The organism is Sulfitobacter dubius, assembly GCF_900113435.1.
Lineage (GTDB): Bacteria > Pseudomonadota > Alphaproteobacteria > Rhodobacterales > Rhodobacteraceae > Sulfitobacter > Sulfitobacter dubius.
The window spans coordinates 1,431,123-1,456,805 of sequence record NZ_FOPG01000001.1; the positions used below are offsets into that span (position 1 = coordinate 1,431,123).

The window sequence follows — 25,683 nt, forward strand, 5'->3', positions numbered from 1 at the left end:
TCAGTCGACTTTCGGCGTTGCAGGGGCGCGGCGGCGGCGCAGGAAAAGAACGGTCATCGCCAGCCAGATGGCGGCGAGGGAAAACCAGGTGATCGCATATTGCAAGTGATCGTTGGGGATGCGGGCGGTATCGACGGGCAGCGGGGCGATCTTGGGGTCACCTCCCTCGGTCTCACGGGCGACGACGAGGAGTGGTTCCGTGCCAAGCGTTTCGGCCATCAAAGGCACGTCGCGGGCGAACCAAATATTGCGGGCGGTATCAACCTCGGGCGTGAAACTGTCGACCTCTTGGGGCCATTGCAGATTGCCGATGATGCGGGCGGGGCCAGCAGGTTTTACCGCGTCTTTATTCTCGGTCGCGGTGAAACCCAGATCGACGAGGATGCGGCGACCAGCGTCCAGCGTCAGCGGCGCGATGATACGATAGCCCGCGCCCTTTTGCTTTTGGCTGACGAGTACATGTAGCGCGTCCGCACCGATCTCTCCCTCCACCATCACGGGCAGGTAGGCGTCGGCCTCAGGGTCAGGTTGGGCGGGCAACTCAGCAGGCGCGGCAGTGATGCGGGCGTCGATGTCGGCGACAATTGCTTCTTTCCATGCCAGCCGCTGCACCTGCCATACCCCAAGCGCCACGAGGATGGCCGCCCCGCCAAGACCGACGATGATGAAGAACAGGCTGCGCCGCATACGAATCTCTCAGGCTGAAACGACAAACGCGCGAAGAAGGCTTCGCGCGTTTGGGTTTTACGGGTGTGGGGCGCGGATGCAACCCCGCCCTATGTTCAGGGCTGGCCCCACATGTAGACGGCGAAGAAGAGGAACAGCCAGACCACATCGACGAAGTGCCAGTACCAAGCCGCTGCTTCAAAGCCAACGTGGCGCTCGGGGGTGAAGTGGCCCCGCATCGCACGCAGCAGGCAAACGAAGAGGAAGATCGTACCGATCACAACGTGGAAGCCGTGAAAGCCTGTCGCCATGAAGAAGCTGGAGAAATACATGTCGCCGCCGAAGGTCCAATCGTCATGGACCAGCAGCTCGTAGTATTCGTAAGCCTGAAGCGCGGTGAAGAGAACACCAAGGATCACCGCAATGGTCAGGCCCGAAATCAGGTCTTTGCGGTTATTCTCATGGGCCAGTGCATGGTGTGCCCAAGTCACGGCACAGCCCGAGAGCAGCAAGACCAGCGTGTTGATCAGCGGCAAGTGGAAGGCGTCTACTGCGTGAATCTCAGGTTGCACGTATTCAGTGCCCGCATATTCATACATCGGGTACAGGGCTTGCTTGAAGAAAGACCAGAACCAAGCGACGAAGAACATCACTTCGGACATGATGAAGAGGATAAAGCCATAGCGCAGGCCGATCCGCACAACGCCGGTGTGATCCCCGACTTCGCTTTCGGTTACGACTTCGGCCCACCATGCGAACATGACATAGAGCGTGGCGACCAGACCGCCGAGGAAGACAAAAGGCGTTACACCGTGCATCCAGAGCACGGCACCGGCCAGCATGACAAACCCACCAAGCGAGCCGAGCAGTGGCCAAGAAGAGGGGGGTAGAATGTGATAGTCGTGGTTCTTTGCATGGGCCATGGTTTCGGGTCCCTCACCTTTGTTTAATCAGGTCGTTAATTCGTTGCTGTGGCGCTGGCCTGATCGAGGGCGGCATAGCCTTCGGGCAGGTCAATTTCATAGAATGTATAAGATAGTGTGATGGTATGTACAAACTTCCCATCGCGGTCTTCGACCATTTCGGGGTCAACAAAGAAGCTTACCGGCATCTGCACACGTTCACCGGGGGCCAGCACCTGTTCGGTGAAGCAAAAGCAGTCGATCTTTTCAAAGAACGGCCCTGCGGTATAGGGGGTCACGTTATAGCTCGCCTGCCCTGCGACCGCATGGTCGGTGGGGTTGTAGGCTTCATAAAACGCCAGCCCGGTTTCCCCGATGCGGACCTCCATTTCGCGGACCACGGGCTTGAACTCCCACGGCATACCGTCGTTGAGCGATCCGTCAAAGCGAACCTTGACGGTTTGATCCAGCACATCCGCGCTGCCCGCCGTCACCTGCCCCGGCGTCCCGCCGAAACCTGTGACACGGCAGAACCAATCGTAGAACGGGACGGAGGCCCAAGCCAAACCGCCCATCAGCACCACGACGCTGACGGTTTGCATAACTGTTTTCTGAGGACCGGAGATCGGCATTACTGGGTCACCTCGCGTTGGTTAGCAGGCAGTTCAAAGTCGGTTTGCGTGATCTTGACGTAGGTCAGCGCCATGATCAGCACCACAAAAGCCCCCAGCATCAGACCGACACCAATATTGCGGCCCCGGCGGCGCTTGTGCAGTTCATGCTCAGGACGAAAGCTCATCACCAGCCCCCCAAACCAAAGGTACGCAGGGCGGCTTCGCCCAAGATCGCGCCGAAGTGCAGGAACAAATAGGCCAGCGACAGACGGAAGAACTTGCGCTCTTCGGCGTAATCATCGGCTTCAGCCATGACCTCATCCCGTTTCCAGATGCGCCATGCCCCCAGCAGGAAGGCTAGGTTCAGCACCAGCGCCACGGCGAAGTAAAAGATGCCGCCGATTGCGGTAAAGGCCGTTCCAATCGCCAAAGCGGCCAACAGAACGGTGTAGATCAGGATATGCATCCGCGTCGCCGGGCGACCGTGGGTCACGGTCAGCATCGGCACTTTGGCATCGTCGTAGTCAGAGCGCATGAACAGGGCCAATGCCCAGAAGTGTGGTGGTGTCCACATGAAGATCAGCGCGAACATCAGCCACGCCTCGACCGAGAAGCTGCCCGTCGCGGCGACCCAGCCGATCACCGGCGGGAAGGCCCCGGCGGCACCGCCGATGACGATGTTTTGCGGCGTCAGACGTTTCAGCCACATAGTATAGAAGACGGCGTAGAACAGGATGGTAAAAAGCAACATGCCCGCGGCCAGCAGATTGGTCGCCAGCCCCAGCATCATCACCGACAGACCCGACAAAGCCACGCCAAGCGTCAGCGCCTCTCCGGGCTGGACACGGCCCGAGGGGATCGGACGCCCGCGCGTGCGGCGCATCACGGCGTCGATATCAGCATCCCACCACATGTTCAGCGCACCAGAAGCCCCCCCACCAATGGCGATGAACAAGATCGCGCATAAGCCAACGATTGGGTTCACGGACACCGGCGCGGCCAACAGACCCACGAAAGCCGTGAAGACGACCAACGACATAACACGCGGTTTCAACAGGGCAAAGTAATCCCCCAGCTGAGCGTCGTATTCACTTGTTGGCGTATTGGTGATGTCAGTCATCCCGAACCTTCCCAGGGTAAACACGGGGCGAAGGCCTAGGCCCTACCCCGTGGAACTGGCTTATTTAGAAGCGACGGTCAGCGGCTGTTCGATGCCCGCATATTCCGCCTTGGCGTTGCCGAGCCACTCGGCATAGGCCTCTTCCGAAACGACTTTGACGGTGATCGGCATATAGGCGTGGGCCTGCCCGCAAAGCTCGGAACACTGACCGTAATAGACGCCTTCCTGCTCGGCGGTGAACCACAGTTCAGCCAAACGTCCCGGTACGCCATCCTGTTTCACGCCAAAGGCGGGAATGGTCCACGAATGGATCACGTCGCTTGCGGTAACCTGCACCACGATCGTCTGACCCACGGGGATCACGACAGAAGTATCGGTGGCCAGCAAAAAGTCTTCGCGGGCATAGCCTTCGTCTTCGAGCTTGGCGACCATTGCGTCATTCAACACGAAGGGGGTCACGTCTTCGTCGCCGTCACCCAAGGTGGCCGGGGCGCCGATCATGTAGCTGTCAAAAGCGATCTCTTCGTCGACATACTCATAGGTCCAATACCACTGGTTGCCTGTCGCTTTGATCGTGATGTCTGCCTCAGGGATTTCCTGCTGGCGGAACAGGATCGGCAGCGAATAGGCCCCAATCAGCACGAGGACCAGAATCGGTAGGATGGTCCATGCGATCTCAATCGGCGTGTGGTGGGTAAAGGACGACGGTGTCGGGTTCCGCTTTTTGTTGTAGCGGATCATGACCCAGATGATCAGGCCCGTCACAAAAATCGTGATGAGCGTGATGATCACGAGAATCAGGTGATCCAAATCGTGGATATCCTGCGCCAACCGCGTCACAGCGGGTTGAAAGCCTGTCTCGCCGTCAACAGGTCTGCCGATGACATCAAGCCCGTCAATGCGCAGGCTGTCCTGTGCCAATGCAGGCAGGGCGGCAAGGCTGGTCAAAAGACCGGAAAGGGGGAGTAGATGTTTCATATGTCGTCCTGATCTTGTGACCATTAAGAAGCCGATTAGACACCTGAACCACTGCTGCGATCCGGTGCCGTTGTAATCCTGGGTGCTTACAATCATATTCTGCCTACAAGATAAAGTCACATGCTTGCGTCATAGAGCCGCGCGAGACAGTTTTGTGACAGCAAGCAAGGATACCCCCAATGAGCAGCGCGCAATTCACCCCGTTTGAGGCCGATCTGGACCGAGAAACCGCTCTGAGCGTCCTTCGCGAAGCTGTGGCCGGTGCGGATGACGGCGAATTATTCCTAGAACGTCGCCGTTCCGAGGCGCTGGTCTTTGATGATGGGCGTCTCAAAACCGCAAGCTATGACGCCGCCGAGGGGTTTGGCCTGCGTGCGGTACGCGGTGAGGTGGCGGGCTATGCGCATTCAACCGAACTCAGCGAAGCGTCGCTGCGTCGTGCGGCGGAAACGGCGCGGCTGGCGGTGGGGGATGGCGGTGGCACATGGGCCGACGCGCCCCAAGCGAGCAACGCACGGCTTTACACTGATGAAGACCCGATTGCCGGCCATGCTTTTCCGGTAAAAGTCGACACGCTGCGCGAGATCGACGCCTATGCCCGCGGCCTTGATTCCCGCGTGGTACAGGTAAGCGCTACGATTGCCGCAAGCATTCAAGAGGTCGAAATTCTCCGCCCCGAGGGACATTCGGTGCGCGACGTGCGCCCCATGACGCGGGTCAACGTCTCGGTTATCGTGGAACAAAACGGCCGCCGTGAGAGCGGCGGCGTCGGCGGTGGCGGGCGGATTGGTCTCGACGGAATGCTGGCCCCAGAAGATTGGCAATCGAAGGTGCGCGAGGCGCTGCGTATTGCTTGCGTGAACCTTGATGCGGTCCCTGCCCCGGCGGGCGTGATGGATGTGGTGCTTGGCCCCGGCTGGCCCGGCATCCTGCTGCATGAGGCCATTGGCCACGGGCTTGAGGGCGACTTCAACCGCAAGGGCTCCAGCGCCTTTGCCGGGCTGATGGGCCAACAGATCGCCGCAAAGGGCGTGACCGTTTTGGACGATGGCACGATCCCGGACCGCCGCGGCTCTATCTCTGTCGATGACGAAGGCACCTCTTCGGCGCGTAATGTGCTGATCGAAGATGGGGTCTTGGTAGGCTATATGCAGGATCGTCAGAATGGGCGGCTGATGGGCGGCGCCTCAACCGGCAACGGACGGCGGCAGTCCTACGCGCACATTCCGATGCCGCGTATGACCAACACATATATGCTGGGCGGGGACGTGGCACCGGGCGATATCGTGGCCGACCTCAAAGATGGGATCTATGCCGTCGGCTTTGGCGGTGGGCAGGTCGATATTACCAACGGTAAATTCGTGTTTTCCTGCACCGAAGCGTATCGCGTGCAGAACGGTAAGGTCGGCGCACCGGTCAAAGGGGCCACGCTGATCGGTGACGGGGCCACGGCACTGCAACAGATCCGCGCTATCGGCAATGATCCGGCGCTGGATCCGGGCATGGGCAACTGTGGCAAGCAGGGGCAATGGGTGCCGGTGGGCGTGGGTCAACCGACATTGATGATCGGCGGGCTAACCGTGGGCGGCGCGGCGACCTAAGCCGAAGAGGCCGAGTTAATGCAAATGGTCGGGAAAAGATTCATGAGTTGTTAAGCAACAAATTCTATACCTGATTCTGCAACGGACGGAGTTTCGGGATGACTGACAAGGACCTACATCCTTCTTCCACTCACCCCCCACTCCCACCCACCCAGGAAGATGAACAGTTTGCCCGGCTTCGTCTGTTGCGCTCTCGCCGTGTCGGCATTTCGACCTACCGACGGTTGCTGGATGAACATGGCTCGGCGATTAATGCACTGGCAGCTCTACCAGAAGTTGCCCATGCCGCTGGCATTTCTGACTATCGCATCTGCCCCGAAGGGGTTGTTCAGGCCGAACTTAACGCCGCCCGCGCCGCCGGGGCACGGCTGCTGGTGGAGGGCCAAGCGCCCTACCCTGATCTGCTAAGCGACCTGCCCGATGCCCCCCCCTTTCTGTGGCTGATCGGTGATCCCGCACTGCTGACCCGCCCGATGATTTCATTGGTCGGTGCACGAAATGCCTCCTCACTCGGCCTGCGCATGGCTCGCACCCTCGCGGCAGAGCTGGGGGAGGCTGGTTTTGTCGTCGTCTCCGGCCTCGCACGCGGAATCGACGCGGCCGTGCATGAAGCGGCCCTTGCGCACGGTACGATCGCGGTTCAAGCAGGTGGGGTCGACATCATCTATCCCAGTGAAAATGCCGCGCTGGCGGATCAGATCGCAGCGCAAGGGCTGCGCCTGTCAGAGCAACCGATGGGCCTACAACCGATGGCGCGGCATTTCCCGCGCCGCAATCGCATCATTTCCGGATTAAGCCGTGCAACCGTGGTGGTTGAGGCGGCGGCCCGCTCCGGCAGCTTGATCACCGCACGTGATGCGCTGGATCAAGGGCGCGAAGTGCTCGCGGTGCCGGGGCACCCGATGGACGCGCGCGCGGCAGGGGGCAACATGCTGATCCGTGACGGCGCTGTGCTGATACGCTCCGCCGCCGATGTGTTGGAGGTTTTGCCGGATATGCATAGGCCAACGGCGAACACGCCTACCCCTGCAAAACCTGCCTCGCGTCAAACATCCGCACGGCCGTTTCGCGCAACGCAAGCCCGTAGCAATACGGGGTCAATCGCAAAACTGCATGCGCGCATCTTGTCCCGTCTCGGCCATGCTCCGATTGCGGAGGATCAACTGATCCGCGACCTGCAAGTGCCCAGCACCACCGTGGCCCCGGCGCTTCTTGATCTTGAGTTGGAAGGACAAATCGAAAGGCAGCCCGGCGGGTTGCTAAGTCGCACGGTCTAGCGTCACAGGAGCAAAGCGGCGGCAGTTTATGCCGGGCAAATAACGGCGGACCGCCGAGGTCTTGACGCGCCTCATCCCGGCGAAAGAACCAATTCAAAGCATCCCAGCGGCAACGCTTTCCTACACCATTCGGGACGCAAAACCGCAGTTTCGCAAAACCGTCATAAGCAGCAGCCGCATTGACAAACACCCCCGCCATCCCACATGAGACAGCGCAAAGCTGCCCTCATTTATGATCTAAGGTGCCTGTATTTATGCCCGTCGTCGTTGTCGAATCCCCAGCCAAGGCCAAAACGATCAACAAATATTTGGGCGACAATTATACTGTCCTCGCCTCTTACGGCCACGTCCGAGACCTGCCGCCCAAAGACGGATCCGTCGACACCGACGCCGATTTCGACATGAAATGGGAAGTGGCCAGCGACAGCAAAAAACACGTCAAAGCCATTGCCGACGCCTTGGCCAACGACAACGCATTGATCCTCGCGACTGACCCCGACCGCGAAGGCGAGGCGATCAGTTGGCACCTGCAAGAAGCGCTGACCAAGCGCAAATCGATCAAGAAAGACACGCCGGTCAGCCGTGTGGTTTTCAACCAGATCACCAAAAAGGCCGTGACCGAGGCGATGGAAAATCCACGTCAGGTCGATATGCCGTTGGTCGAGGCTTATTTGGCCCGCCGCGCGCTGGACTATCTGGTGGGCTTCAACCTCTCCCCCGTGCTGTGGCGCAAGCTGCCGGGCGCAAAATCCGCAGGCCGGGTGCAATCGGTTACCCTGCGTTTGATCGTTGAACGTGAGATGGAGATCGAAGCCTTCCGCGCCCGTGAATATTGGTCGGTCAAAGCCCTGCTCGCCACCCCGCGCGGTCAGGAATTTGAAGCGCGTCTTGTCTCGCTTGCGGGCAAAAAGCTGGACCGCTTCGATCTGGCCGATGCCACGCAGGCCGAGATGGCCGTGCAGGCGATCACCAGCCGCGCGCTGAAAGTCATGAACGTTGAGGCCAAACCGGCCAGCCGCAACCCATCGGCACCCTTCATGACCTCGACCCTGCAGCAGGAGGCTAGTCGTAAATTTTCGATGGGCGCCAGGCAGACGATGTCGACGGCGCAGCGCCTTTATGAGGCCGGTCACATCACCTATATGCGAACCGATGGCATCGATATGGCGCCCGAAGCGGTGACCATGGCCCGCGATGCAATCAAAGACCGCTTTGGCGCGGACTACGTCCCGAAAGAGCCGCGCATCTATAAGAACAAGGCCAAGAACGCCCAAGAAGCGCACGAATGTATCCGCCCGACGGATATGACGAAGGACGCCAAGGCTCTGAAGCTCGATGCCGATCAGGCGAAACTCTATGATCTGATCTGGAAGCGTACGCTGGCCTGCCAGATGGAAAGCGCCCGGCTGGAACGCACCACGGTTGAGGTCGGCAGCGATGACGGTCAGGTCGGTCTGCGCGCCAACGGTCAGGTCGTGCTGTTTGACGGGTTCCTGCGCGTCTACGAAGAGGGGCGCGATGATGTGGTCGACGAAGACGACAAGCGTCTGCCCCAGATCAACAATGGCGATGCGATGGACAAGCGCAGCGTCACACCAGAGCAGCATTTCACCCAGCCGCCCCCGCGCTATACAGAAGCGACATTGGTGAAACGGATGGAAGAGCTTGGCATCGGCCGCCCCTCGACCTACGCCAGCATCGTCACCACGATCCAAGACCGCGAATATGTCCGTAAGGATGGCAACCGCCTGATCCCAGAGGATAAGGGCCGTTTGGTCACCGCCTTTCTTGAGAACTACTTCCGCCGCTATGTCGGGTATGATTTCACCGCCGACCTAGAAGACCAACTTGATAAGGTCAGTGCGGGCGACGCGGCCTATAAAGAAGTGCTGCGCCGCTTCTGGCGTGACTTCTCGGCGGCGATTGCAGAAACATCCGAACTGCGGATCACGGAAGTTCTGGAAAAGATCAACGAGGTGCTGGAACCGCATCTCTTCCCGCCCACCGAAGACGGCAGCGATCCGCGCCTTTGCCCGAACTGCGAGATTGGTCGCCTGTCGATGCGAACCGCGCGCTCGGGCGGGGCGTTTATCGGTTGCTCGAACTACCCCGAATGCCGCTACACCCGCCCCTTCGGCCCGCCAGACCCAGAAGCCGAAGCTTCGGCGATCCCGCCCGACGGCAAGCTGCTGGGCGAAGATCAGGGCGACGAAATCCGCGTCTTCAAGGGCCGCTTTGGGCCCTATGTGCAGCGCGGGCCTGTGACCGAAGAAAACAAAAAGCCCCCGCGCCAATCGATCCCCAAAGACTGGCCCGCCGAAGAAGTGACGCTTGAACAAGGTATTATGCTACTCTCCCTCCCCCGTCAGATCGGCCCGCACCCCGAAGACGGCGTGATGGTCTGGTCGAACATCGGGCGCTATGGGCCATATATCAAACACGCTGAGAGCACCTCGGACCGGGGCGGCACCAATGCCAACCTCGAAGGGATCGATGAGGTCTTTACCGTGGGCATGAACCGCGCCGTGCAATTGCTGGCCGAAAAAGTCGCCAGCCGTGGTGGGCGTGGCAAGGCCGCCAAGCCGATCCGCGAGATGGGCGAACACCCCGATATGGGCGGCGCGGTCAATATCATGGAGGGCAAATACGGGCCTTATGTAAAGTGGGAAAAGGTCAACGCCACGATCCCGAAAGAGGTTGAACCGGCAGACCTGACCATGGAACGCGCCGTGGAGTTGATTGAAGAAAAGCTCGCCAAATCTCCGGCCAAGCGCAAGGCGGCGACCAAGAAGAAAGCGCCAGTAAAGAAGCCCGCGGCGAAGGCCGCTGCCAAGAAGCCCGCAGCGAAAAAAGCGCCTGCCAAAAAACCGGCGGCGAAAAAGCCTGCCGCCAAGAAACCAGCGGCCAATAAGGCCGACAGCGCATAAACCACGCGCCCGAACAGAGCGACCGCGCCGCCATCGGCGCGGTTCCGCCTGTGTCGTATCTTCACATCCAGCATCATGCATATGTGATTTGCCATTTCCCTTTGATTTTCGGATCAGGGGCAAACGGCACGACCAGTATGAAAGGCAGATACATGTCAGGCATTAAATTCACCCGACGCGGCGTTATTGCCGCCAGCGGTGCGGCACTGATGACCCCGCAGATCCTGCGCGCGCAGGAAGTGGGTCAAGCGGCACGCGAGTTTTCCAACGAAGCCCCGGTGTCGCGCAATGCGTCGAGCTTTGCCACGCAGCGCTGGCAGGATCATTTCGACAGCCTTGGCAAAGGTGCCATCGTGGCCGATACCATCAGCCGCGCCTTGCATTATTGGAGCGCCGACGGCCAGATTTACAAGGTTTACCCAACCTCCGTGCCTGCCACCGAAGAGTTGACCAAACGCGGCTACACCGAAATCGTGCGCAAGAAAGAGGGGCCGGACTGGACCCCAACCGCCTCGATGATGGAGCGTTTCCCGCATTACAAATACATGCCGCCCGGCCCCGATAACCCGCTGGGAACCCATGCGATGTACCTAAGCTGGCCCGCCTATATCATTCACGGTACCCATGACACGCGCAAGATCGGGCGTCGCTCCTCGGACGGCTGTATCGGTCTCTATAACGAGAAGATCGAAGAGCTTTTCGGGATGTGCCCCGTAGGCACACAGGTCCGCGTGATCTAAACCTCTCGCAGCGGCCTTCCTTGCGTAGCTCCACGTAATTGACACTGCGGCAACGCAGCGTCACATATGGCGCAACGAAACCAAGGGAGGTCGTCCGTGAACAAAATCTATGGATCCGCCGCCGAAGCGCTGGAAGGCGTCTTGTCGGATGGCATGCTGATCGCCGCAGGGGGCTTTGGCCTTTGCGGCATTCCTGAATTGCTGTTGCAGGCGATCAAGGACAACGGGGCCAAAGACCTCACCTTCGCGTCGAACAATGCGGGCGTCGATGATTTCGGCATCGGCATTCTGCTGCAATCGCGGCAGGTGAAAAAGATGATCTCTTCCTACGTGGGCGAAAACGCCGAGTTCATGCGCCAGTATTTGAGCGGTGAGCTGGAGCTTGAGTTCAACCCCCAAGGCACATTGGCCGAGCGTATGCGCGCCGGTGGTGCGGGCATTCCGGGTTTCTATACCAAGACCGGCGTCGGCACCCAGATCGCCGAAGGCAAGGAAGTGAAACAGTTCCACGGTGAGGACTACATCCTCGAAGAGGGCATCTTTGCTGATCTGTCGATTGTGAAGGCTTGGAAAGCCGACGACACCGGCAACCTTGTGTTCCGCAAGACCGCGCGCAACTTCAACCCGCCAGCGGCCATGTGCGGTAAAGTCTGCATCGTCGAGGTCGAAGAGATCGTGCCGCGCGGCAGCCTCGACCCCGATAAAATCCACCTGCCGGGCATCTACGTGCATCGCATCATTCAAGGCGAGCATGAGAAGCGCATCGAAAAGGTCACGACACGCCAGCGGGAGGAAGCATAATGCCTTGGGATAGAGATCAGATGGCGGCGCGGGCCGCAGAGGAACTCGAAGACGGCATGTATGTGAACCTCGGCATCGGGATTCCGACGCTGGTGGCGAACTACGTCGGCGACAAGGACATCACGCTGCAGTCAGAAAACGGCATGCTGGGCATGGGCCCCTTCCCCTTTGAGTGCGAAGAAGACCCCGACCTTATCAATGCTGGCAAACAGACCATCACCGAGCTCAGCCGCACGGCCTATTTCGACAGCGCCATGTCTTTTGGCATGATCCGTGGTGGCAAGATTGCCGCAGCGATTCTCGGGGCCATGGAAGTGGCTGAGAACGGCGATCTGGCGAACTGGATGATTCCCGGCAAGCTGGTCAAAGGTATGGGCGGCGCGATGGACCTCGTTGCTGGCGTCAAACGGGTCATCGTCGTGATGGACCACCAAAATAAAGCCGGAGAATCGAAGCTGCTGAAGGAATGTACCCTGCCGCTGACCGGCAAGGGCGTGGTTGACCGGATCATCACGAACCTCGGTGTGCTCGACGTGGTCGAAGGCGGCTTGCGGATCGTCGAATGCGCCGATGGTGTGACTGAGGACGAGCTGCGCGCGGCCACAGACGCCACCATCGTTTGAACAAAGCCCCCGGCGGCATCCGCCGGGGCGCCACTGCGGCCCTAGTTCATCGCCGCAAAGACGCAGCCATCGCTGATAAGTTGAGGTGGTGTTAAGCAAAGCCCCTGCGCGACCTGAAACGCGGCCAGAACTTTAGGCACGTAGTCGCGCGTTTCGGCAAAGGGCGGCACGCCCGCGTGTTTGCGCACGGATCCTTCCCCCGCATTGTATCCGGCAAGCACGAGAATTGGATCGCGGTCGAACTCTCCCATCAGCCAGTCGAGGTATTTGACCCCGCCGAGGATATTCTCGGCTGCGATCAGACTGTCGCTGACGCCAAAGCGCGCGGCGGTATCGGGCATAAGTTGCATCAAGCCTGCCGCGCCTGCCCGGCTTACTGCATCGCTACGCCCAGACGATTCGACACTGATGACCGCCAGCACCAACGCCGGAGAGACCTTGGTGCCAACTGTGGCGCGCAAGATATCCACACCATTGCTGCGGGCGATGTCTTGCAAGTGTTGAAGGCGCGGCGCGGGCACCTTGCCCGTAGAAAGCGCCGCCATTGCCGGGGCCAACCGCCCCGCCCCACCGACTTCAGCTGCGGGAGAGACCTTATCCCAGAACCAGTCGAACTGCCCTGCCCTTAAGGGTGCTATCGCCCCTGAGGGCGTAGCAGCCACCGCCGGACCAGTCTCAACCTTGGCAGCCGCGGCAGCGCGGGCCGCGGGATCGATCTGCACAGTGATCCGCTTTGCCCCTTTCTTTGGAGGGGCGATCCGTTTGGCCGAGAATTCAGGGAAGGGCTTTGGCCCCTCTGCCGACGTGGCAGGGGCGATAAGGGCTGTTACCAGCGATAATGCCAATATGCGATACATGCCTGCTCTACCTTGCGTCTGACGCGCCTTTGGCTGGCAATATCTCATGAATCGGGGAATCGGGCCAGCGATTGAGACGCGGATCATGGCATTTTCGCCCTAATTGGCGCGAAAATCCTCGGAAATAGCGCGATTCCCGAGCTTTAGGCCGAGTTAAACCATTTAATTTCAGATGCTTAAGAGAATTTCGAAAGAAAAAATTAGCAGAACTGCAAAAGTCACATTTGCTGCCAAATTCGCGCCCCAATCTGACGGCTATATAGGGTCATACCAAGTCGGACAGCCTCAATGAGAGAACGAGGCAAACCGGACGGCGAGGTTAAAACCTTTTACTCAGTGATCCTTGGAGGGACATGACATGATGAACTTTATCAAAAACTTCCGCAAAGACGAAGACGGTGCCGTGACAGTTGACTGGGTCGTTCTGACCGCTGCGATCGTTGGTCTGGCTGTTGTTGCTTTCAACACGATTGGTGACAACACTGCCGATCTGACCACCGAGATTGGCACCGCCATCGATGGCGTTTCGGCAACGCGCTAACAACCGTATTCGTGGTAAAACACGACTGTCTTGGGGCCGCTTCTCTATCTGGGGTGCGGCCCTTTTTCGCGCCCAAACGCCGCTTTCTAACGGAGACACCAATGCGCAGCTTCTTAAAGAATTTTTCAAACGACCAAAGTGGCGCGGTCAGCGTTGAATGGGTTGTGTTGACTGCAGGGCTGGTTGGCTTAGCGATCCTAGTGCTGGGCGTCTTCTCAGACAGCCTAGATGGGTTGGTGGAATATATCTTGGTCAAGATGACTGCCTGAAGGCCATCATTTTACCTTCGCAAATCGAGCAACGGCAAGCTTCACCGCATCGCCGCCGTGCAGACCAAATCTCGCCATATTCGGCAGCTAGTCTGCCTAGGTGACAAAGCGGGCTCAGACTCGCTTCCATAGCAAAGAGGTAATGACATGCGAGCCGTATTCGGATTGGTTCTTTTGGTAGGTATCGCACTTGCCGGTGGGGCCGTTTATCTGGCGAAAGACCGGATTTCACAGTATCAAGCCGCCAATGCGCAGGCCCAAGCCGCGCTGGCGCAGGTGGTGCCAACCAAAACCGTTTGGGTGGCCGACAAGCCCTTGAAGTACGGGCAGCCCCTCACCCGCGAAGACGTCCGCGCCGTGAAATGGCCTGAGAACGCCATTCCAGAGGGGACATTCTTTGAGGAAACGGTCCTGTTTCCCGAGAACACAAAAGATCAACGCATCGTGCTGCGCAACATCGAAAAAGATGAAGCGATTATGGCTGTGAAGGTGACTGAGCCGGGCGAAGATTCCGGTTTGACCTCTCGCCTTGCGCGCGGCATGCGTGCCTTCACCATCAAAGTCGACGTTTCCAGCGGCGTCTCGGGCTTCCTGCGTCCCGGCGACAAGGTGGATGTCTATTGGACGGGCCGCGTGAACATGGGCAGCCAATCCAGCAACGGCGATGTGACCAAGCTGATCGAATCGGCGGTGCAGTTGATCGCTATTGACCAAAGTGCCGATGCGTTGGTGATGGAGGAAGCCTCTATCGCGAAGACGGTGACCGTGGCTGTAAAACCCCAGCAGGTCGCCGCCCTTGCCCAAGCGCAATCGACCGGCAACCTGTCCCTATCGCTAGTGGGAGCCGATGACGATACCGTCGCCGAAGCCATCGAGGTCGACCAACGTTCGCTTCTCGGCATCGAAGCACAAGAGACCATCGCAGAGGTCGCCAAAGAGAAAGTGTGCACCATCCGCACGCGTCGCGGTGCCGAGGTCGTCGAACTGCCGATCCCCTGCACAAACTGACCCGATAACAACCTCTTGCCATACTAAGCAAAGACGTCGCAGCCCCCTGCGGCGTCTTTTCCATTTTGGGTTATGTTGCGAATAGCCCACATGCAGCGCGTCCGCGAAGAGCTTGATTCTTGCAATAAAATTCTAATTGCCGCAGAGTGCAGCCAAACGAGGGCGAAAAGACCCATCCCGAGGCGTGATCAAAAAGGCAGGTCACATGAAAATCGATAGATTTCTAAAAGCGGCCCTGCTGGGGCTGACACTGGGCGCGATGCCAATGGCATTAACCCTGCCCAGTTCAGCTGGCGCCGACACATTGCGCGTTGTCAAACGTGGCACCAATTCCAGTCTCGATGTCCCGATGAACCGCGCTGTGGTGGTGGAAAGCGACATCCCCTTCGCGGAACTCAGCATCGCCAATCCCGGCATCGCAGATATCTCATCCCTTTCGGACCGCACGATTTACGTGCTCGGCAAATCGCCTGGTCTGACCACGCTGACGCTGCTGGACGCTGGCGGACAATTGATTACCAATGTCAATGTCCGCGTCGCGGCGGATGTGTCAGAATTTAAAGAACGGCTGCGCCAAATCCTTCCCGGTGAAAAGATTGAGGTGCGCACCGCCAATGACGGCATCGTGCTTTCGGGCATTGTGTCCTCGACGCAGCGCTTGCAACGCGCCCTTGATCTGGCCGAACGCTATGCCCCCGAACGGGTCAGCAACCTGATGAGCGTTGGCGGCATCCAGCAGGTGATGATGAAGGTCCGCTTTGCCGAAATGCAGCGCAACGTGTCGAAATCGCTTGGGTCATCGCTTGCAATTAATGGCGCAATCGGCGGCACGGGCATTAATGCGGGCACCGGCACCACCAATACTTCGGGCGGGGTTACTTCTTCGCTTGGCGGCACGATCCCCTCGTCCAACCAGAACGCAGGCGCGGTTCTATTCGGCTTTAACGCAGGCTCTACTCAAGTGGGCATCTTGCTGGAAGCACTTGAGGAAAAAGGCGTCGTGCGGTTCTTGGCAGAGCCAAACCTCGTGGCGCTTTCGGGGCAAGAGGCCAAGTTCCTTGCCGGGGGCGAATATCCCGTCCCCGTCGCCCAAACAGGTGACACCATCGCGGTTGAATTCAAACCCTTCGGCGTTGAACTCGCCTTTATCCCGCGTGTCGTCGACAAGGATATCATCAACCTCGAAATGAACGCCGCTGTGTCAGCCATTGATGCAAGCAACAGCATTGCCTTGGGCAACGGCATCGAAATTTCCGCGTTCACCCGCCGCGAGACATCGACCACGGTCGAGATGCGCGATGGCGAAAGCTTTGCCATTGCTGGGTTGCTGACCGATGATTTCACCGACAGCACGCGGCAATTGCCGTGGATCGGCGATGTGCCGGTTCTGGGCGCGCTGTTCCGGTCGGCGGATTATCAGCGCAGCCAGACTGAATTGGTCATCATCGTCACCGCGCATCTGGTGACACCAACCCGCGGCGAAGCTCTCGCGCTGCCGACGGACCGCATCAAGCCGCCCTCCGAGAAAGACCTATTCTTGCACGGGCGCACTGCTGATGGCACCCGCACCCCCAGCCGGGGTGCAGCGGGCGAAGTGGCCAAGCAGGATTTCCGCGGCTCCTACGGTTATGTACTGGATTGATCCGATGACACGCAGAGATATCACGTTGATCGCTGGCACTGCGGCCCTCACTGCGCTGACGGCCTGCGCCCCCAGCAACGATCCGGTTTATACTCAATTCTACCGCGAAGCAGGTTCGGTTGTGGATACCGGACAGTTCGGCAATGCCACGCTGCACAATCGGCAGGTCATGACAGGCGAAAAACAGGTCACTTTTGATTTAGCCAATCGTTTCGCCAGCGAAGTTGGCTCTACCGTGACATTCGCCTTTAATTCGGCCCAACTAGACGCCAACGCACAGGCTGTCTTGCGCCAACAGGCCGGATGGATTCGTCAGTTCCCCGAGATTCGCTTCCGCGTCTATGGCCACACCGATCTGGTCGGCTCTCAGAGCTATAACCGGGCACTCGGATTGCGGCGTGCGCAGGCGGTGGTCGGATATCTTTCCACCCTTGGAATCAGCCGAAGCCGTTTGGAAGCCGTTGTTTCCTATGGCGAAACACAGCCCCTAATCGTCACTCAAGGCCGTGAGCGTCGGAATCGGCGCACGGTGACCGAGGTGAGCGGCTTTGTGAAAGGTCATCCAATGCTTCTGGATGGCAAATATGCGCAGATCATTTACCGCGAGTATGTGGCCAGCGCAGTGCCCCCCTCGCAGTTAAGCTCCGGCGCTACCGCGACAGGTGGCGGCGACAGCGGCGGAGAGTAAGGCCAAGGGCCTCTCTTGCAACGCAATTTCACCCCCGCGCCTTTTGGGCCGCGGGGGTTTTTCGTGACCCGCTAATAGATGTCCAATCGGGCGCTAAAACGCGGATCGTTTCAAGATACCCAACAATGGAGGCTTTTTGGCCCCAATCTCGCCCCAGTTGGGAGTGATATTCGACCAAGAAGGATAAATGTGCCCGGCTTAGAGGCCGCGCATGAGGCAGACGCCAGAGCGGTCGCAGCGACAGAATATCGCCGATCTCCGGCCAACCCGTTGATGTAAAGGACAAAAGGTCATGAGCAGCAGTATGCCCCAACCCGAAGCAGCGCCGATTGTTGCCTGCACAATCAGCCGTGATGTGCAGAACTTCGATCTCTTGATCGAAGACATGGAGGCCACCCTAGGCGAAAGCTGGGGCGATCTGGGATTCGCTGAAGCGCTGGCATTCTTTGGTCAGCCCGAAGCCGAAGCGATGGAATTTGTGGCGCTCGCCATGGATGAAACCGACGAAGACAACCTTGTGCTGATGAGCGAAATCATCACACAGGCCAAGGCCCGCGACATCAGCGTGATCCTGATCGCCGAAGATATGACCCCCGCCGCGCTGCATTCACTGCTGCGTCAGGGTGCTGACGAATTCGTCCCCTATCCGCTGCCCGAAGGTGAGTTGGCCCAGGCCATTGCCCGGGTGCGCGCCGGAGAGAACAGCGCCCCTGCCCCCGCCGCAGAAGCAGCCGCACCGCAGCTTAAAGCTGGTGCGCAAAAGGATGGCGCATTGATCGTGGTACACGGGCTGGCCGGCGGCACAGGTGCCACGACCCTTGCCGTGAACCTCGCGTGGGAACTTGCCAACGCTGATAAAAAGAATGCCCCCTCAGTCTGCTTGTTGGATTTCGATCTGCAATACGGCTCGGTCGCGACGTTCCTTGATCTGCAACGCCGCGAGGCGGTCTATGAGATGATGTCCGACACAGAATCCATGGACGAAGAGATCTTTGGCCAAGCCCTGCAAACCTTCGACGATAAACTGCATGTGTTGACCGCCCCGGCAGAAATGCTACCGCTCGACATCATCACCAACGAGGACGTCGAGCGCATCCTCAGCATGGCACGCAACCAATTTGACTATGTCATTGTCGATATGCCTTCGACGCTGGTGCAATGGTCGGAAACTGTGTTGACCAGTGCCCATGTCTATTTCGCGATGCTGGAACTCGACATGCGCTCAGCCCAGAACGCCCTGCGGTTCAAACGCGCACTGCAATCCGAAGAGCTCCCCTTTGAGAAGCTGCGCTATGTCATGAACCGCGCCCCAAAGTTTACTGATCTCAGTGGCAAAAGCCGGGTCAAGCGTATGGCCGAATCGCTTAGCATCTCAATTGACGTGCACATGCCCGATGGCGGCAAAGCGGTGACACAGGCCAATGACCACGGTTTCCCCCTTGCTAATTCTGCCCCAAAAAGCCCGCTGCGGCGCGAAATCGCCAAGCTGGCAAGCTCCATCCACGATCTCAAGGGCGAGCAGGCCAAAGCGGCCTGAGCCCCCTAGCGAAAGAGCGTATCGATGTTTTCCAAGTATAAGAAACCAGCCCCCGGCGCCCCAAAAGCGGCCCCTGCCCCGGCCAAACAGGCCAAGCCTGCCAAGGTTGTCGAAGCTGCTCCAGTGGCCGCCCCGGCACCTGCTGAGGCTGCCAAATCGGCTTCGATGCGTCGCGCCCTCAAGCCCGCCGCCGCAGCACCCGAAGACCGTGAGGTCAAGCGCAAGCAGCGGATGAGCGAAATCAAACTCGAGTTGCACCGCGCACTGTTGGACAACCTCAACCTTGCCGCGCTGGAACATGCATCCGAAACTGATTTGCGCCAAGAAATCAACGACATTGCCGTCGAAATTCTGTCGGAAAAAAGCATCGTGCTTAACCGCGAAGACCGCATGACGCTGAACTCCGAACTCTATGACGAGGTGACCGGCCTTGGCCCGTTGGAGACGCTGCTGAAAGACGACACGGTCAACGATATTCTGGTAAACGGCCCGCAGCAGATTTTCGTCGAGCGAGATGGCAAACTGCAGTTGACCGACGTGACGTTCAAGGATGAAAAGCACCTGCTGCGGATCATCGACAAGATCGTTTCGGCCGTGGGTCGGCGCGTGGATGAAAGCAACCCCTACGTCGATGCGCGGCTCAAAGACGGCTCGCGTTTCAACGCCATGGTGCCCCCCGTTGCGGTGGACGGCTCCTTGGTGTCCATTCGTAAGTTCAAGAAAGACAAGTTGGGCATCGACGATCTGGTGAATTTCGGGGCTTTCTCGGAGGAGATGGCCGCCTATTTGCAGGCCGCCGTGGCGACGCGTCTGAACATCATCGTGTCCGGCGGTACGGGCTCGGGTAAGACGACCACGCTCAACGCCCTGTCGTCGTTCATTGCCAATGATGAACGCATCCTGACCATCGAAGACACCGCCGAACTTCAGCTCCAGCAGACCCATGTGGGCCGGATGGAAAGCCGCCCGCCAAACGTCGAAGGCAAAGGCGAAGTCTCTCCCCGCGACTGTCTGAAAAACGCCCTGCGGATGCGCCCGGACCGGATCATCGTGGGTGAGACCCGCGGCGAGGAAGTGATCGACATGTTGCAGGCGATGAACACCGGTCACGACGGTTCCATGACCACGATCCACGCCAACTCGGCCCGTGATGGCATCAGCCGTCTGGAAAACATGATTGCCATGGCCGGGATTGAAATGCCGCTCAAGGCGATGCGCAGCCAGATTTCCTCGGCTGTGAATCTGATCGTGCAGGCCAGCCGCCTGCAAGACGGCTCGCGCCGGATGACCTCGATCACCGAGATCACGGGCATGGAAGGCGAGGTGATTTCGATGCAGGAAATCTTCCGGTTCCAGCGTGTCGGCCTGACGCCCGAGAACAAGATCATCGGCCATTTCACCGCCACCGGCGTGCGCAGTCACTTCTCTGAGCGGTTCCGCATGTGGGGCTATGACCTGCCCGCCTCTATCTACGAACCCGTGGCGGCCCAGTAAGGATTGATGCAATGAGTGCCGAACCAATCATCTATGGTCTGATCTTCATCGGCGTCCTGGTGCTGGTCGAAGGCCTATACCTTGTCGCATTCGGCAAATCGATCAGCCTCAACAGCCGCGTGAACCGCCGTCTTGAGATGCTGGAAAAAGGCGCCCGCCGTGAGGAAGTCTTGGACAAGCTGCGCAAGGAAATGCAGCAGCATATGAACGCCAAGTCGATCCCGCTCTATTCCCTGCTGTCAGAACGTGCGCAGAAGGCCGCGATTGCCTTCACGCCGCAGCAACTTTTGATGATTATGGCAGGTCTTGCCGCCTTGGCCTTTCTGGGGCTGACGATTGGCACCGATGCATCTGTGTCGGTTCGGGCGCTTATGGCCATCGCGATGGGTGTCGGCGCGGTGTTCTTTTGGGTCTCGCACAAAGCGGGCAAACGTATGGCGATGATCGAAGAACAGCTTCCCGACGCGGTGGAGCTGATGGTGCGCAGCCTGCGTGTGGGGCACCCGTTTTCCAACGCGATCTCGATCGTGTCCAAAGAAATCCAAGACCCGCTTGCCTCGGAATTTGGGGTGATCGCCGATGAGGCCGCCTATGGCCGCGATCTGGGTGAAGCGCTAAAAGACATGGCCGAGCGTCTCGACATGCAGGATTTGCGCTTCCTCGCCGTGGCCGTGACCATCCAGCAACAATCGGGCGGCAATCTGGCCGAGATCCTCGCTGGTCTGGCCAAGGTGATCCGCGCCCGCTTCCGCCTGTTCCGCCGTGTCAAAGCGATCACGGCGGAGGCGAAATGGTCGGGCAAGTTCCTGTCGGCCTTCCCGCTGGTCGCGCTGGTGGTGATCAACCTCGGCGATCCGCATTACTATGACGAGGTGCGCGATCATCCCTATTTCATTCCCGCCTGTTTTCTTGTGGGGATCTTCCTTGTGCTGAACCTTTTCGTGATGCGCATCCTTACCAATATCAAAGTCTGAGAGGCCGATGATGGAATCATTCAATCAGCTTAGCGATCAGATCAACCAAGCCTTGGGGCCGATGGGTTTGATTATCATCATCGGCACATTGGGCGTCGCGTTGGTGGCGATTACACTGGTGCTGATGTTGCGCCAGCCCGAAGACCCGCTGACCAAGCTCAAACGCACCAGCACGGCCCCGTTGGGCGATAGCGCGCGCGAGAAGTTGCGCCAGTCCGACCAGAACGCACAGTTGCAGAAATTCGCCAAGTTTCTTGAGCCCGAGGACGTGGCCGAACTCAGCGCCAAACAATTGATGTTGCGCCAGGCCGGTTATCGCTCGCGCGATGCGGTGCGGCTTTACTACTTTGCGCAGTTTGCCCTTGGGATGCTCGGGCTGGTGGGCGGTCTGGTCTATACCAATGTCTTGGGCGGCGGCGAAGGGCTGACCACCCAGCAGACCATGATGTGGGCCATCGGTCCCGGTGCGATCGGGTACTATTTGCCCAAGTATTGGGTCAGACGCCGCGTCGATTCCCGCAAAGAAGAGATCACCCGCGGCTTTCCTGATGCGCTTGATATGATGCTGGTCTGTGTCGAGGCGGGGCAATCGCTGGATCAATGTATCGTCCGCGTCGGCCGGGAGTTGCGTGCCTCCTACCTCGCGTTGGCCGAAGAGTTCGAGATGGTCGCCTATGAGATGAAGGCCGGTAAGGACAAGGTCACCGTGCTTAACGATATGGCGGAGCGTTGCGGTGTGCAGGATGTGTCCTCCTTTGTGACCGTGCTGATCCAATCAGCAGCTTTCGGTACATCCGTCGCCGACGCCCTGCGCGTCTATGCCGAAGAGATGCGCGACAAGCGCGTGATGCGCGCCGAAGAAGCGGCAAATAAGTTGCCAACCAAGATGACCCTTGCCACTATGGGGCTGACCGTACCGCCGCTGTTGATCATTCTGGTCGGCCCGTCGGCACATGGCATCTCGAAACTGGGTCAGATAGGAAATTAATGACGGAGAAAATTCGGCGCAGCCTCGCCCGCGCCGTTTTCATCGGGCCGATCTTGGCCCTTGCTTTGGCCGCCTGTTCGACAGGCGGCTTTTCCGCGTTCGGCGGGCCAAAGAAACCCGATGATCTTTATGCCCCCGGCGTGAACCCGCGCGCAGAAGCTGTCGACGGGATCGAAGTGGGTCATCGGCTTATCGCGGCAGGACAGTATGAACTGGCCATCAAATCCTTCAACCGCGCCGCACTGGATCACGGGCTGACAGGCGAAATCCTCTCAGCGTTGGGCAGCGCCAACCTTGGGCTGGGACGGTTGGGGCAAGCCGAGACCCTGCTGCGCCGCGCGGTTGAGAAGGACGCCGCCGAGCCGGAAGTCTGGAACAACCTTGGCGTCGTACTGATGGAAAGCGGTCAAACCGCCGAGGCCGAGCAGATTTTCCGCAAAGCCTATGCCCTCGATAATGGCGAAAGTGACGCAATCCGGGACAATCTGCGCTTGGCGCTCGCAAAAACGGAAAAATATGTTATAACAGAAGTCAATGAAGATAATTACAAATTGGTGCGGCGCGGCAGCGGGGATTACCTGATCCGTCCGACACCATGATCCGGCAGAGCAGTAAAAGGACGCAAAATGCGCCATCCAATCATTCTGGCCGTCTGCATGGCAGGCGTCACCGCCCTTTCTGGCTGCGGTGAAAAAGATGCGAACGCCACCGTTGAGCGGGCCTTCAAGGACGTCAATGTGGTGGATGAAACCAACCTCTCCGACGTGATGCTGACCGTGGCCGATCCCAATGAGGCGGTGAGTTACTTCGCGCGGTCAGTCAAGGAAAGCCCCGACCGGATCGACCACCAGCGCGGGCTTGCCGCATCACTCGTGCGGGCCAAACGCACCACCGAAGCCGTGGGCGAATGGGATAAAGTCATCAAAATGGAGGGCGCCACGCCCGAAGATAGCGTGCAATTGGCCGATGCGCTGATCCGCTCCGGCAACTGGGCGCGGGCCGAAACGGTTCTGAACGGCATCCCCCCCACCCATGAGACATTCGCCCGCTACCGGCTCGAAGCTATGGTCGCCGACAGCAAAGAACAGTGGAGCCGCGCCGACAGTTTCTATGAAATCGCCGTTGGGCTCACCACCACCCCCGCCGCCGTGATGAACAACTGGGGCTACTCCAAACTGACCCGCGGTGATTACCCCGAAGCCGAGAGGCTTTTTGGCGAGGCGATCCGTCAGGACAACACGCTTTTCACCGCCAAGAACAACCTCATCATGGCCCGCGCCGCGCAGCGCGACTACACCCTACCCGTCATGCCGATGGAGCAGTCCGAGCGCGCACAGCTTTTGCACACGATGGCGCTGTCGGCGATCAAACGCGGCGATGTGGAAACCGGCAAGGGCCTGCTGCGCGAAGCGATCGACACACATCCTCAGCACTTCGAAGCCGCCGTCCGCTCTCTGCGCGCGTTGGAAAACGGCTGAGCCATGGCGATCTCTGCCACGGCGGCCCTGTGGTTTCTGCCCTTCGTCCTGCCGATCTGCCTCTATGTCGCTTTCACCGACATGAAGCAGATGCGCATTACAAATCAGGCGGTCTTGGTACTCACCGCGATCTTCGTGGTGTTGGGTCTGTTTCTGCTGCCGTTTGAGACCTACCTCTGGCGCTTGCTGAGCCTCGTGATTATCTTGGTCATTGGCATCGTGCTGAACGCCGCCGGCGTTATGGGGGCCGGAGACGCCAAATTCGCCGCCGCTGCCGCGCCCTTTATCGCCATGGGTGATCTGCGCCTGCTGATGATGCTTTTCATGGCCACCCTTCTGGCCGCCGCTGCCACGCACCGAGGGGTGAAATACACCCCCCTGCGCCGCCTCGCCCCCGATTGGCAAAGCTGGCAAGAAACCAAGAAATTCCCCATGGGCCTCGCCCTCGGCACCACGCTGGGGCTTTATCTAATCTTAGGGGCTGTTTACGGCGTCTAACGATGACATGGGCCAGATATGCTGCCCCAATTGTCGCTTCGGCCGTCCACATTCACGCCATATTCAATAATTACGTTGCACAGTAATTGAACCGCAGCGCGCCGCCCTTTCTAGGAAGCCATTGATGAACGCCCCGACCAGCACAGTGCTTGCCCCGCCGCCCCCCAAGCGGCTGGAGGATATGAAACTGCCCATCGTGATGATGCGCGACATCCTTCTGAAAACGATCTTCCGCAAGAACGTAGAAATGGTCAGCGATCTGGCCCAAGCGCTCTGCCTGCCGATCCAAGTCACGCAAGAAATGGTCGATCAAGCCCGCGGCCAGCGCCTGCTAGAGGCGACAGGCACGCTCAGCGCAACCAGCGGCAATGAAATGGGCTATCAACTCACCGATGCTGGTAAGGCCCGGGCGCTGGACGCGCTGGCTCAGTCCGAATATTTCGGCGCCATGCCCGTCCCGCTTGAGGTCTACCGCGAGCAGGTCAAACGCCAATCCGTACGCAATCTGCAAATCACCCGCGATCAACTCACCGGGGCCATGGGCCATCTGGTGCTGCCCGACAGCCTGCTGGACCACCTCGGCCCCGCCGTCTCTGCCGGGCGGTCAATCCTGATGTACGGCCCGCCGGGAAACGGGAAATCAAGCATTTCCAATGGGATACGAGATGCCCTCGGCGATCGGGTCTATGTCCCCCGCGCCATCGAATACGCAGGTCAAGTCATCACCGTCTATGACCCGATCGTTCATTCCGCCGCCGAGGCCGAGGTGCAAGACCCCACCTCCCTGCGCCGGATCACCCGCTATGACGCCCGCTATGTCTGCTGCGAACGCCCGACGGTCATCACCGGCGGCGAGCTGACGCTCGACATGCTCGATCTGGTGTACAACCCCACGGCGCGGACCTATCAGGCGCCGCTGCAGCTCAAAGCCACAGGCGGCATTTTCATCGTCGACGACCTTGGCCGCCAGAAAGAACCACCGCAGAGCATCATCAACCGCTGGATCGTGCCGCTTGAGGAAAGCAAAGACATCCTCGCCCTGCAATCGGGCGAAAAATTCGAGGTGCCCTTCGACACGCTGGTGATCTTCTCCACCAACTTCCACCCAAATGAGATTTTCGACCAAGCGGCCCTGCGGCGTATCTTCTTCAAGATTAAGATCGACGGCCCGGACCAAGAGAACTTCCTCAAGATCTTTGCCATGGTCGCCCGCAAACGCGGCATGCCACTGGACGAGGCGACGCTGATTCATCTGCTGAAGGTGAAATATCCAACGATCGACAACGTCTATGCGAACTATCAGCCGAATTTCCTGATCGACCAGATGATCGCCATCTGCGATTTCGAAGGGATCCCCTATCAAATGAACCCCGATCTAGTGGACCGCGCTTGGGCCAATATGTTCGTCCGCGATGAGGTGATCGTAAAATAGCCCTAGCCGCTGGCACCGCGCCCTGCCG

General features: G+C 59.1%; 26 protein-coding genes. 19 read left to right on the forward strand and 7 right to left on the reverse strand.

All coding sequences use genetic code 11. From position 1 onward, the window contains the following. From BM229_RS06965 to coxB, 6 genes are all read right to left on the reverse strand, one after another. Nucleotides 1-687: an SURF1 family protein gene (locus BM229_RS06965; protein ID WP_093926882.1), complete on the reverse strand. Its 687-nt coding sequence runs from the start codon at nt 685-687 to the stop codon at nt 1-3. Nucleotides 688-782: 95 nt separating this feature from the next. Further along, on the reverse strand, nt 783-1,589 hold the full coding sequence (locus BM229_RS06970; RefSeq protein ID WP_093926883.1) for a cytochrome c oxidase subunit 3: 807 nt from the start codon (nt 1,587-1,589) through the stop codon (nt 783-785). Between the two features lie 35 nt (nt 1,590-1,624). Then, nucleotides 1,625-2,200 (reverse strand): cytochrome c oxidase assembly protein, encoded by a 576-nt coding sequence (locus tag BM229_RS06975; protein ID WP_093926884.1) that lies wholly within the window; start codon nt 2,198-2,200, stop codon nt 1,625-1,627. Then, nucleotides 2,200-2,367: a cytochrome C oxidase assembly protein gene (locus BM229_RS06980; RefSeq protein ID WP_067621905.1), complete on the reverse strand. Its 168-nt coding sequence runs from the start codon at nt 2,365-2,367 to the stop codon at nt 2,200-2,202. Before BM229_RS06980 ends, BM229_RS06975 begins: the two co-directional genes overlap by 1 nt. Then, entirely contained in the window at nt 2,367-3,302 is a 936-nt protein-coding gene (cyoE, locus tag BM229_RS06985) for a heme o synthase (RefSeq protein ID WP_093926885.1), read from the reverse strand. The genes BM229_RS06980 and cyoE overlap by 1 nt, the downstream gene beginning before the upstream one ends. A 60-nt stretch (nt 3,303-3,362) precedes the next feature. Then, nucleotides 3,363-4,280 carry a cytochrome c oxidase subunit II gene (coxB, locus tag BM229_RS06990; RefSeq protein WP_093926886.1) on the reverse strand — a complete coding sequence of 306 codons (918 nt, stop codon included), beginning with the start codon at nt 4,278-4,280 and terminating at the stop codon, nt 3,363-3,365. A gap of 179 nt (nt 4,281-4,459) precedes the next feature. Between coxB and tldD the strand changes: the two genes are divergently transcribed. The 6 genes from tldD (at nt 4,460) to BM229_RS07020 (ending at nt 12,249) form a co-directional block, all read left to right on the forward strand. Beyond that, nucleotides 4,460-5,881: a metalloprotease TldD gene (gene tldD / locus BM229_RS06995; RefSeq protein WP_093926887.1), complete on the forward strand. Its 1,422-nt coding sequence runs from the start codon at nt 4,460-4,462 to the stop codon at nt 5,879-5,881. Nucleotides 5,882-5,979: 98 nt separating this feature from the next. Beyond that, a complete protein-coding gene (gene dprA, locus BM229_RS07000; protein WP_093926888.1) occupies nt 5,980-7,158 on the forward strand; it encodes a DNA-processing protein DprA in 1,179 nt (392 codons plus the stop codon). A 254-nt stretch (nt 7,159-7,412) separates the two neighbouring features. Next, complete coding sequence (topA, locus tag BM229_RS07005; RefSeq protein WP_093926889.1) at nt 7,413-10,085, forward strand: type I DNA topoisomerase; 2,673 nt, start codon at nt 7,413-7,415, stop codon at nt 10,083-10,085. Between the two features lie 152 nt (nt 10,086-10,237). Beyond that, nucleotides 10,238-10,825: a L,D-transpeptidase gene (locus BM229_RS07010; protein ID WP_093926890.1), complete on the forward strand. Its 588-nt coding sequence runs from the start codon at nt 10,238-10,240 to the stop codon at nt 10,823-10,825. 96 nt (nt 10,826-10,921) lie between these two features. Next, entirely contained in the window at nt 10,922-11,626 is a 705-nt protein-coding gene (locus BM229_RS07015) for a CoA transferase subunit A (RefSeq protein ID WP_093926891.1), read from the forward strand. After that, complete coding sequence (locus tag BM229_RS07020) at nt 11,626-12,249, forward strand: CoA transferase subunit B (protein ID WP_093926892.1); 624 nt, start codon at nt 11,626-11,628, stop codon at nt 12,247-12,249. The genes BM229_RS07015 and BM229_RS07020 overlap by 1 nt, the downstream gene beginning before the upstream one ends. Nucleotides 12,250-12,290: 41 nt before the next feature. Here the strand turns inward: BM229_RS07020 and BM229_RS07025 are convergent, their stop codons facing one another. Next, the gene (locus BM229_RS07025) at nt 12,291-13,106 is read right to left on the reverse strand and encodes a lytic transglycosylase domain-containing protein (protein ID WP_208604030.1); all 816 of its coding nucleotides are present in this window, start codon (nt 13,104-13,106) and stop codon (nt 12,291-12,293) included. 358 nt (nt 13,107-13,464) lie between these two features. Between BM229_RS07025 and BM229_RS07030 the strand changes: the two genes are divergently transcribed. The 13 genes from BM229_RS07030 to BM229_RS07085 all read left to right on the forward strand — a co-directional run bounded on the left by BM229_RS07030 (nt 13,465) and on the right by BM229_RS07085 (nt 25,655). Then, nucleotides 13,465-13,647, forward strand: a complete 183-nt coding sequence (locus BM229_RS07030) for a Flp family type IVb pilin (RefSeq protein ID WP_093926893.1) — start codon at nt 13,465-13,467, stop codon at nt 13,645-13,647. Nucleotides 13,648-13,748: 101 nt separating this feature from the next. After that, entirely contained in the window at nt 13,749-13,916 is a 168-nt protein-coding gene (locus BM229_RS18215; RefSeq protein WP_167360165.1) for a Flp family type IVb pilin, read from the forward strand. A gap of 147 nt (nt 13,917-14,063) precedes the next feature. After that, the gene (gene cpaB / locus BM229_RS07035; protein ID WP_093926894.1) at nt 14,064-14,924 is read left to right on the forward strand and encodes a Flp pilus assembly protein CpaB; all 861 of its coding nucleotides are present in this window, start codon (nt 14,064-14,066) and stop codon (nt 14,922-14,924) included. Nucleotides 14,925-15,129: 205 nt separating this feature from the next. Continuing rightward, nucleotides 15,130-16,566 (forward strand): type II and III secretion system protein family protein, encoded by a 1,437-nt coding sequence (locus BM229_RS07040; protein WP_093926895.1) that lies wholly within the window; start codon nt 15,130-15,132, stop codon nt 16,564-16,566. Next, complete coding sequence (locus tag BM229_RS07045) at nt 16,553-17,254, forward strand: OmpA family protein (protein WP_093926896.1); 702 nt, start codon at nt 16,553-16,555, stop codon at nt 17,252-17,254. The genes BM229_RS07040 and BM229_RS07045 overlap by 14 nt, the downstream gene beginning before the upstream one ends. A gap of 292 nt (nt 17,255-17,546) precedes the next feature. Further along, nucleotides 17,547-18,791 (forward strand): CpaE/TadZ family protein, encoded by a 1,245-nt coding sequence (locus BM229_RS07050; RefSeq protein ID WP_093926897.1) that lies wholly within the window; start codon nt 17,547-17,549, stop codon nt 18,789-18,791. A gap of 24 nt (nt 18,792-18,815) precedes the next feature. Further along, on the forward strand, nt 18,816-20,285 hold the full coding sequence (locus BM229_RS07055; RefSeq protein WP_093926898.1) for a TadA family conjugal transfer-associated ATPase: 1,470 nt from the start codon (nt 18,816-18,818) through the stop codon (nt 20,283-20,285). An 11-nt stretch (nt 20,286-20,296) separates the two neighbouring features. Continuing rightward, on the forward strand, nt 20,297-21,259 hold the full coding sequence (locus BM229_RS07060) for a type II secretion system F family protein (protein WP_093926899.1): 963 nt from the start codon (nt 20,297-20,299) through the stop codon (nt 21,257-21,259). A 10-nt stretch (nt 21,260-21,269) separates the two neighbouring features. After that, nucleotides 21,270-22,247 carry a type II secretion system F family protein gene (locus tag BM229_RS07065; protein WP_167360204.1) on the forward strand — a complete coding sequence of 326 codons (978 nt, stop codon included), beginning with the start codon at nt 21,270-21,272 and terminating at the stop codon, nt 22,245-22,247. After that, nucleotides 22,247-22,846, forward strand: coding sequence for a tetratricopeptide repeat protein (locus tag BM229_RS07070; protein WP_208604031.1), 600 nt, complete (start codon nt 22,247-22,249; stop codon nt 22,844-22,846). Before BM229_RS07065 ends, BM229_RS07070 begins: the two co-directional genes overlap by 1 nt. Before the next feature lie 27 nt (nt 22,847-22,873). Then, nucleotides 22,874-23,725, forward strand: coding sequence for a tetratricopeptide repeat protein (locus BM229_RS07075; RefSeq protein ID WP_093926900.1), 852 nt, complete (start codon nt 22,874-22,876; stop codon nt 23,723-23,725). A 3-nt stretch (nt 23,726-23,728) separates the two neighbouring features. Continuing rightward, nucleotides 23,729-24,223: a prepilin peptidase gene (locus tag BM229_RS07080; protein ID WP_093926901.1), complete on the forward strand. Its 495-nt coding sequence runs from the start codon at nt 23,729-23,731 to the stop codon at nt 24,221-24,223. Between the two features lie 124 nt (nt 24,224-24,347). After that, nucleotides 24,348-25,655 (forward strand): ATPase, encoded by a 1,308-nt coding sequence (locus BM229_RS07085; RefSeq protein ID WP_093926902.1) that lies wholly within the window; start codon nt 24,348-24,350, stop codon nt 25,653-25,655. The last annotated feature ends 28 nt before the right edge of the window (nt 25,656-25,683 follow it).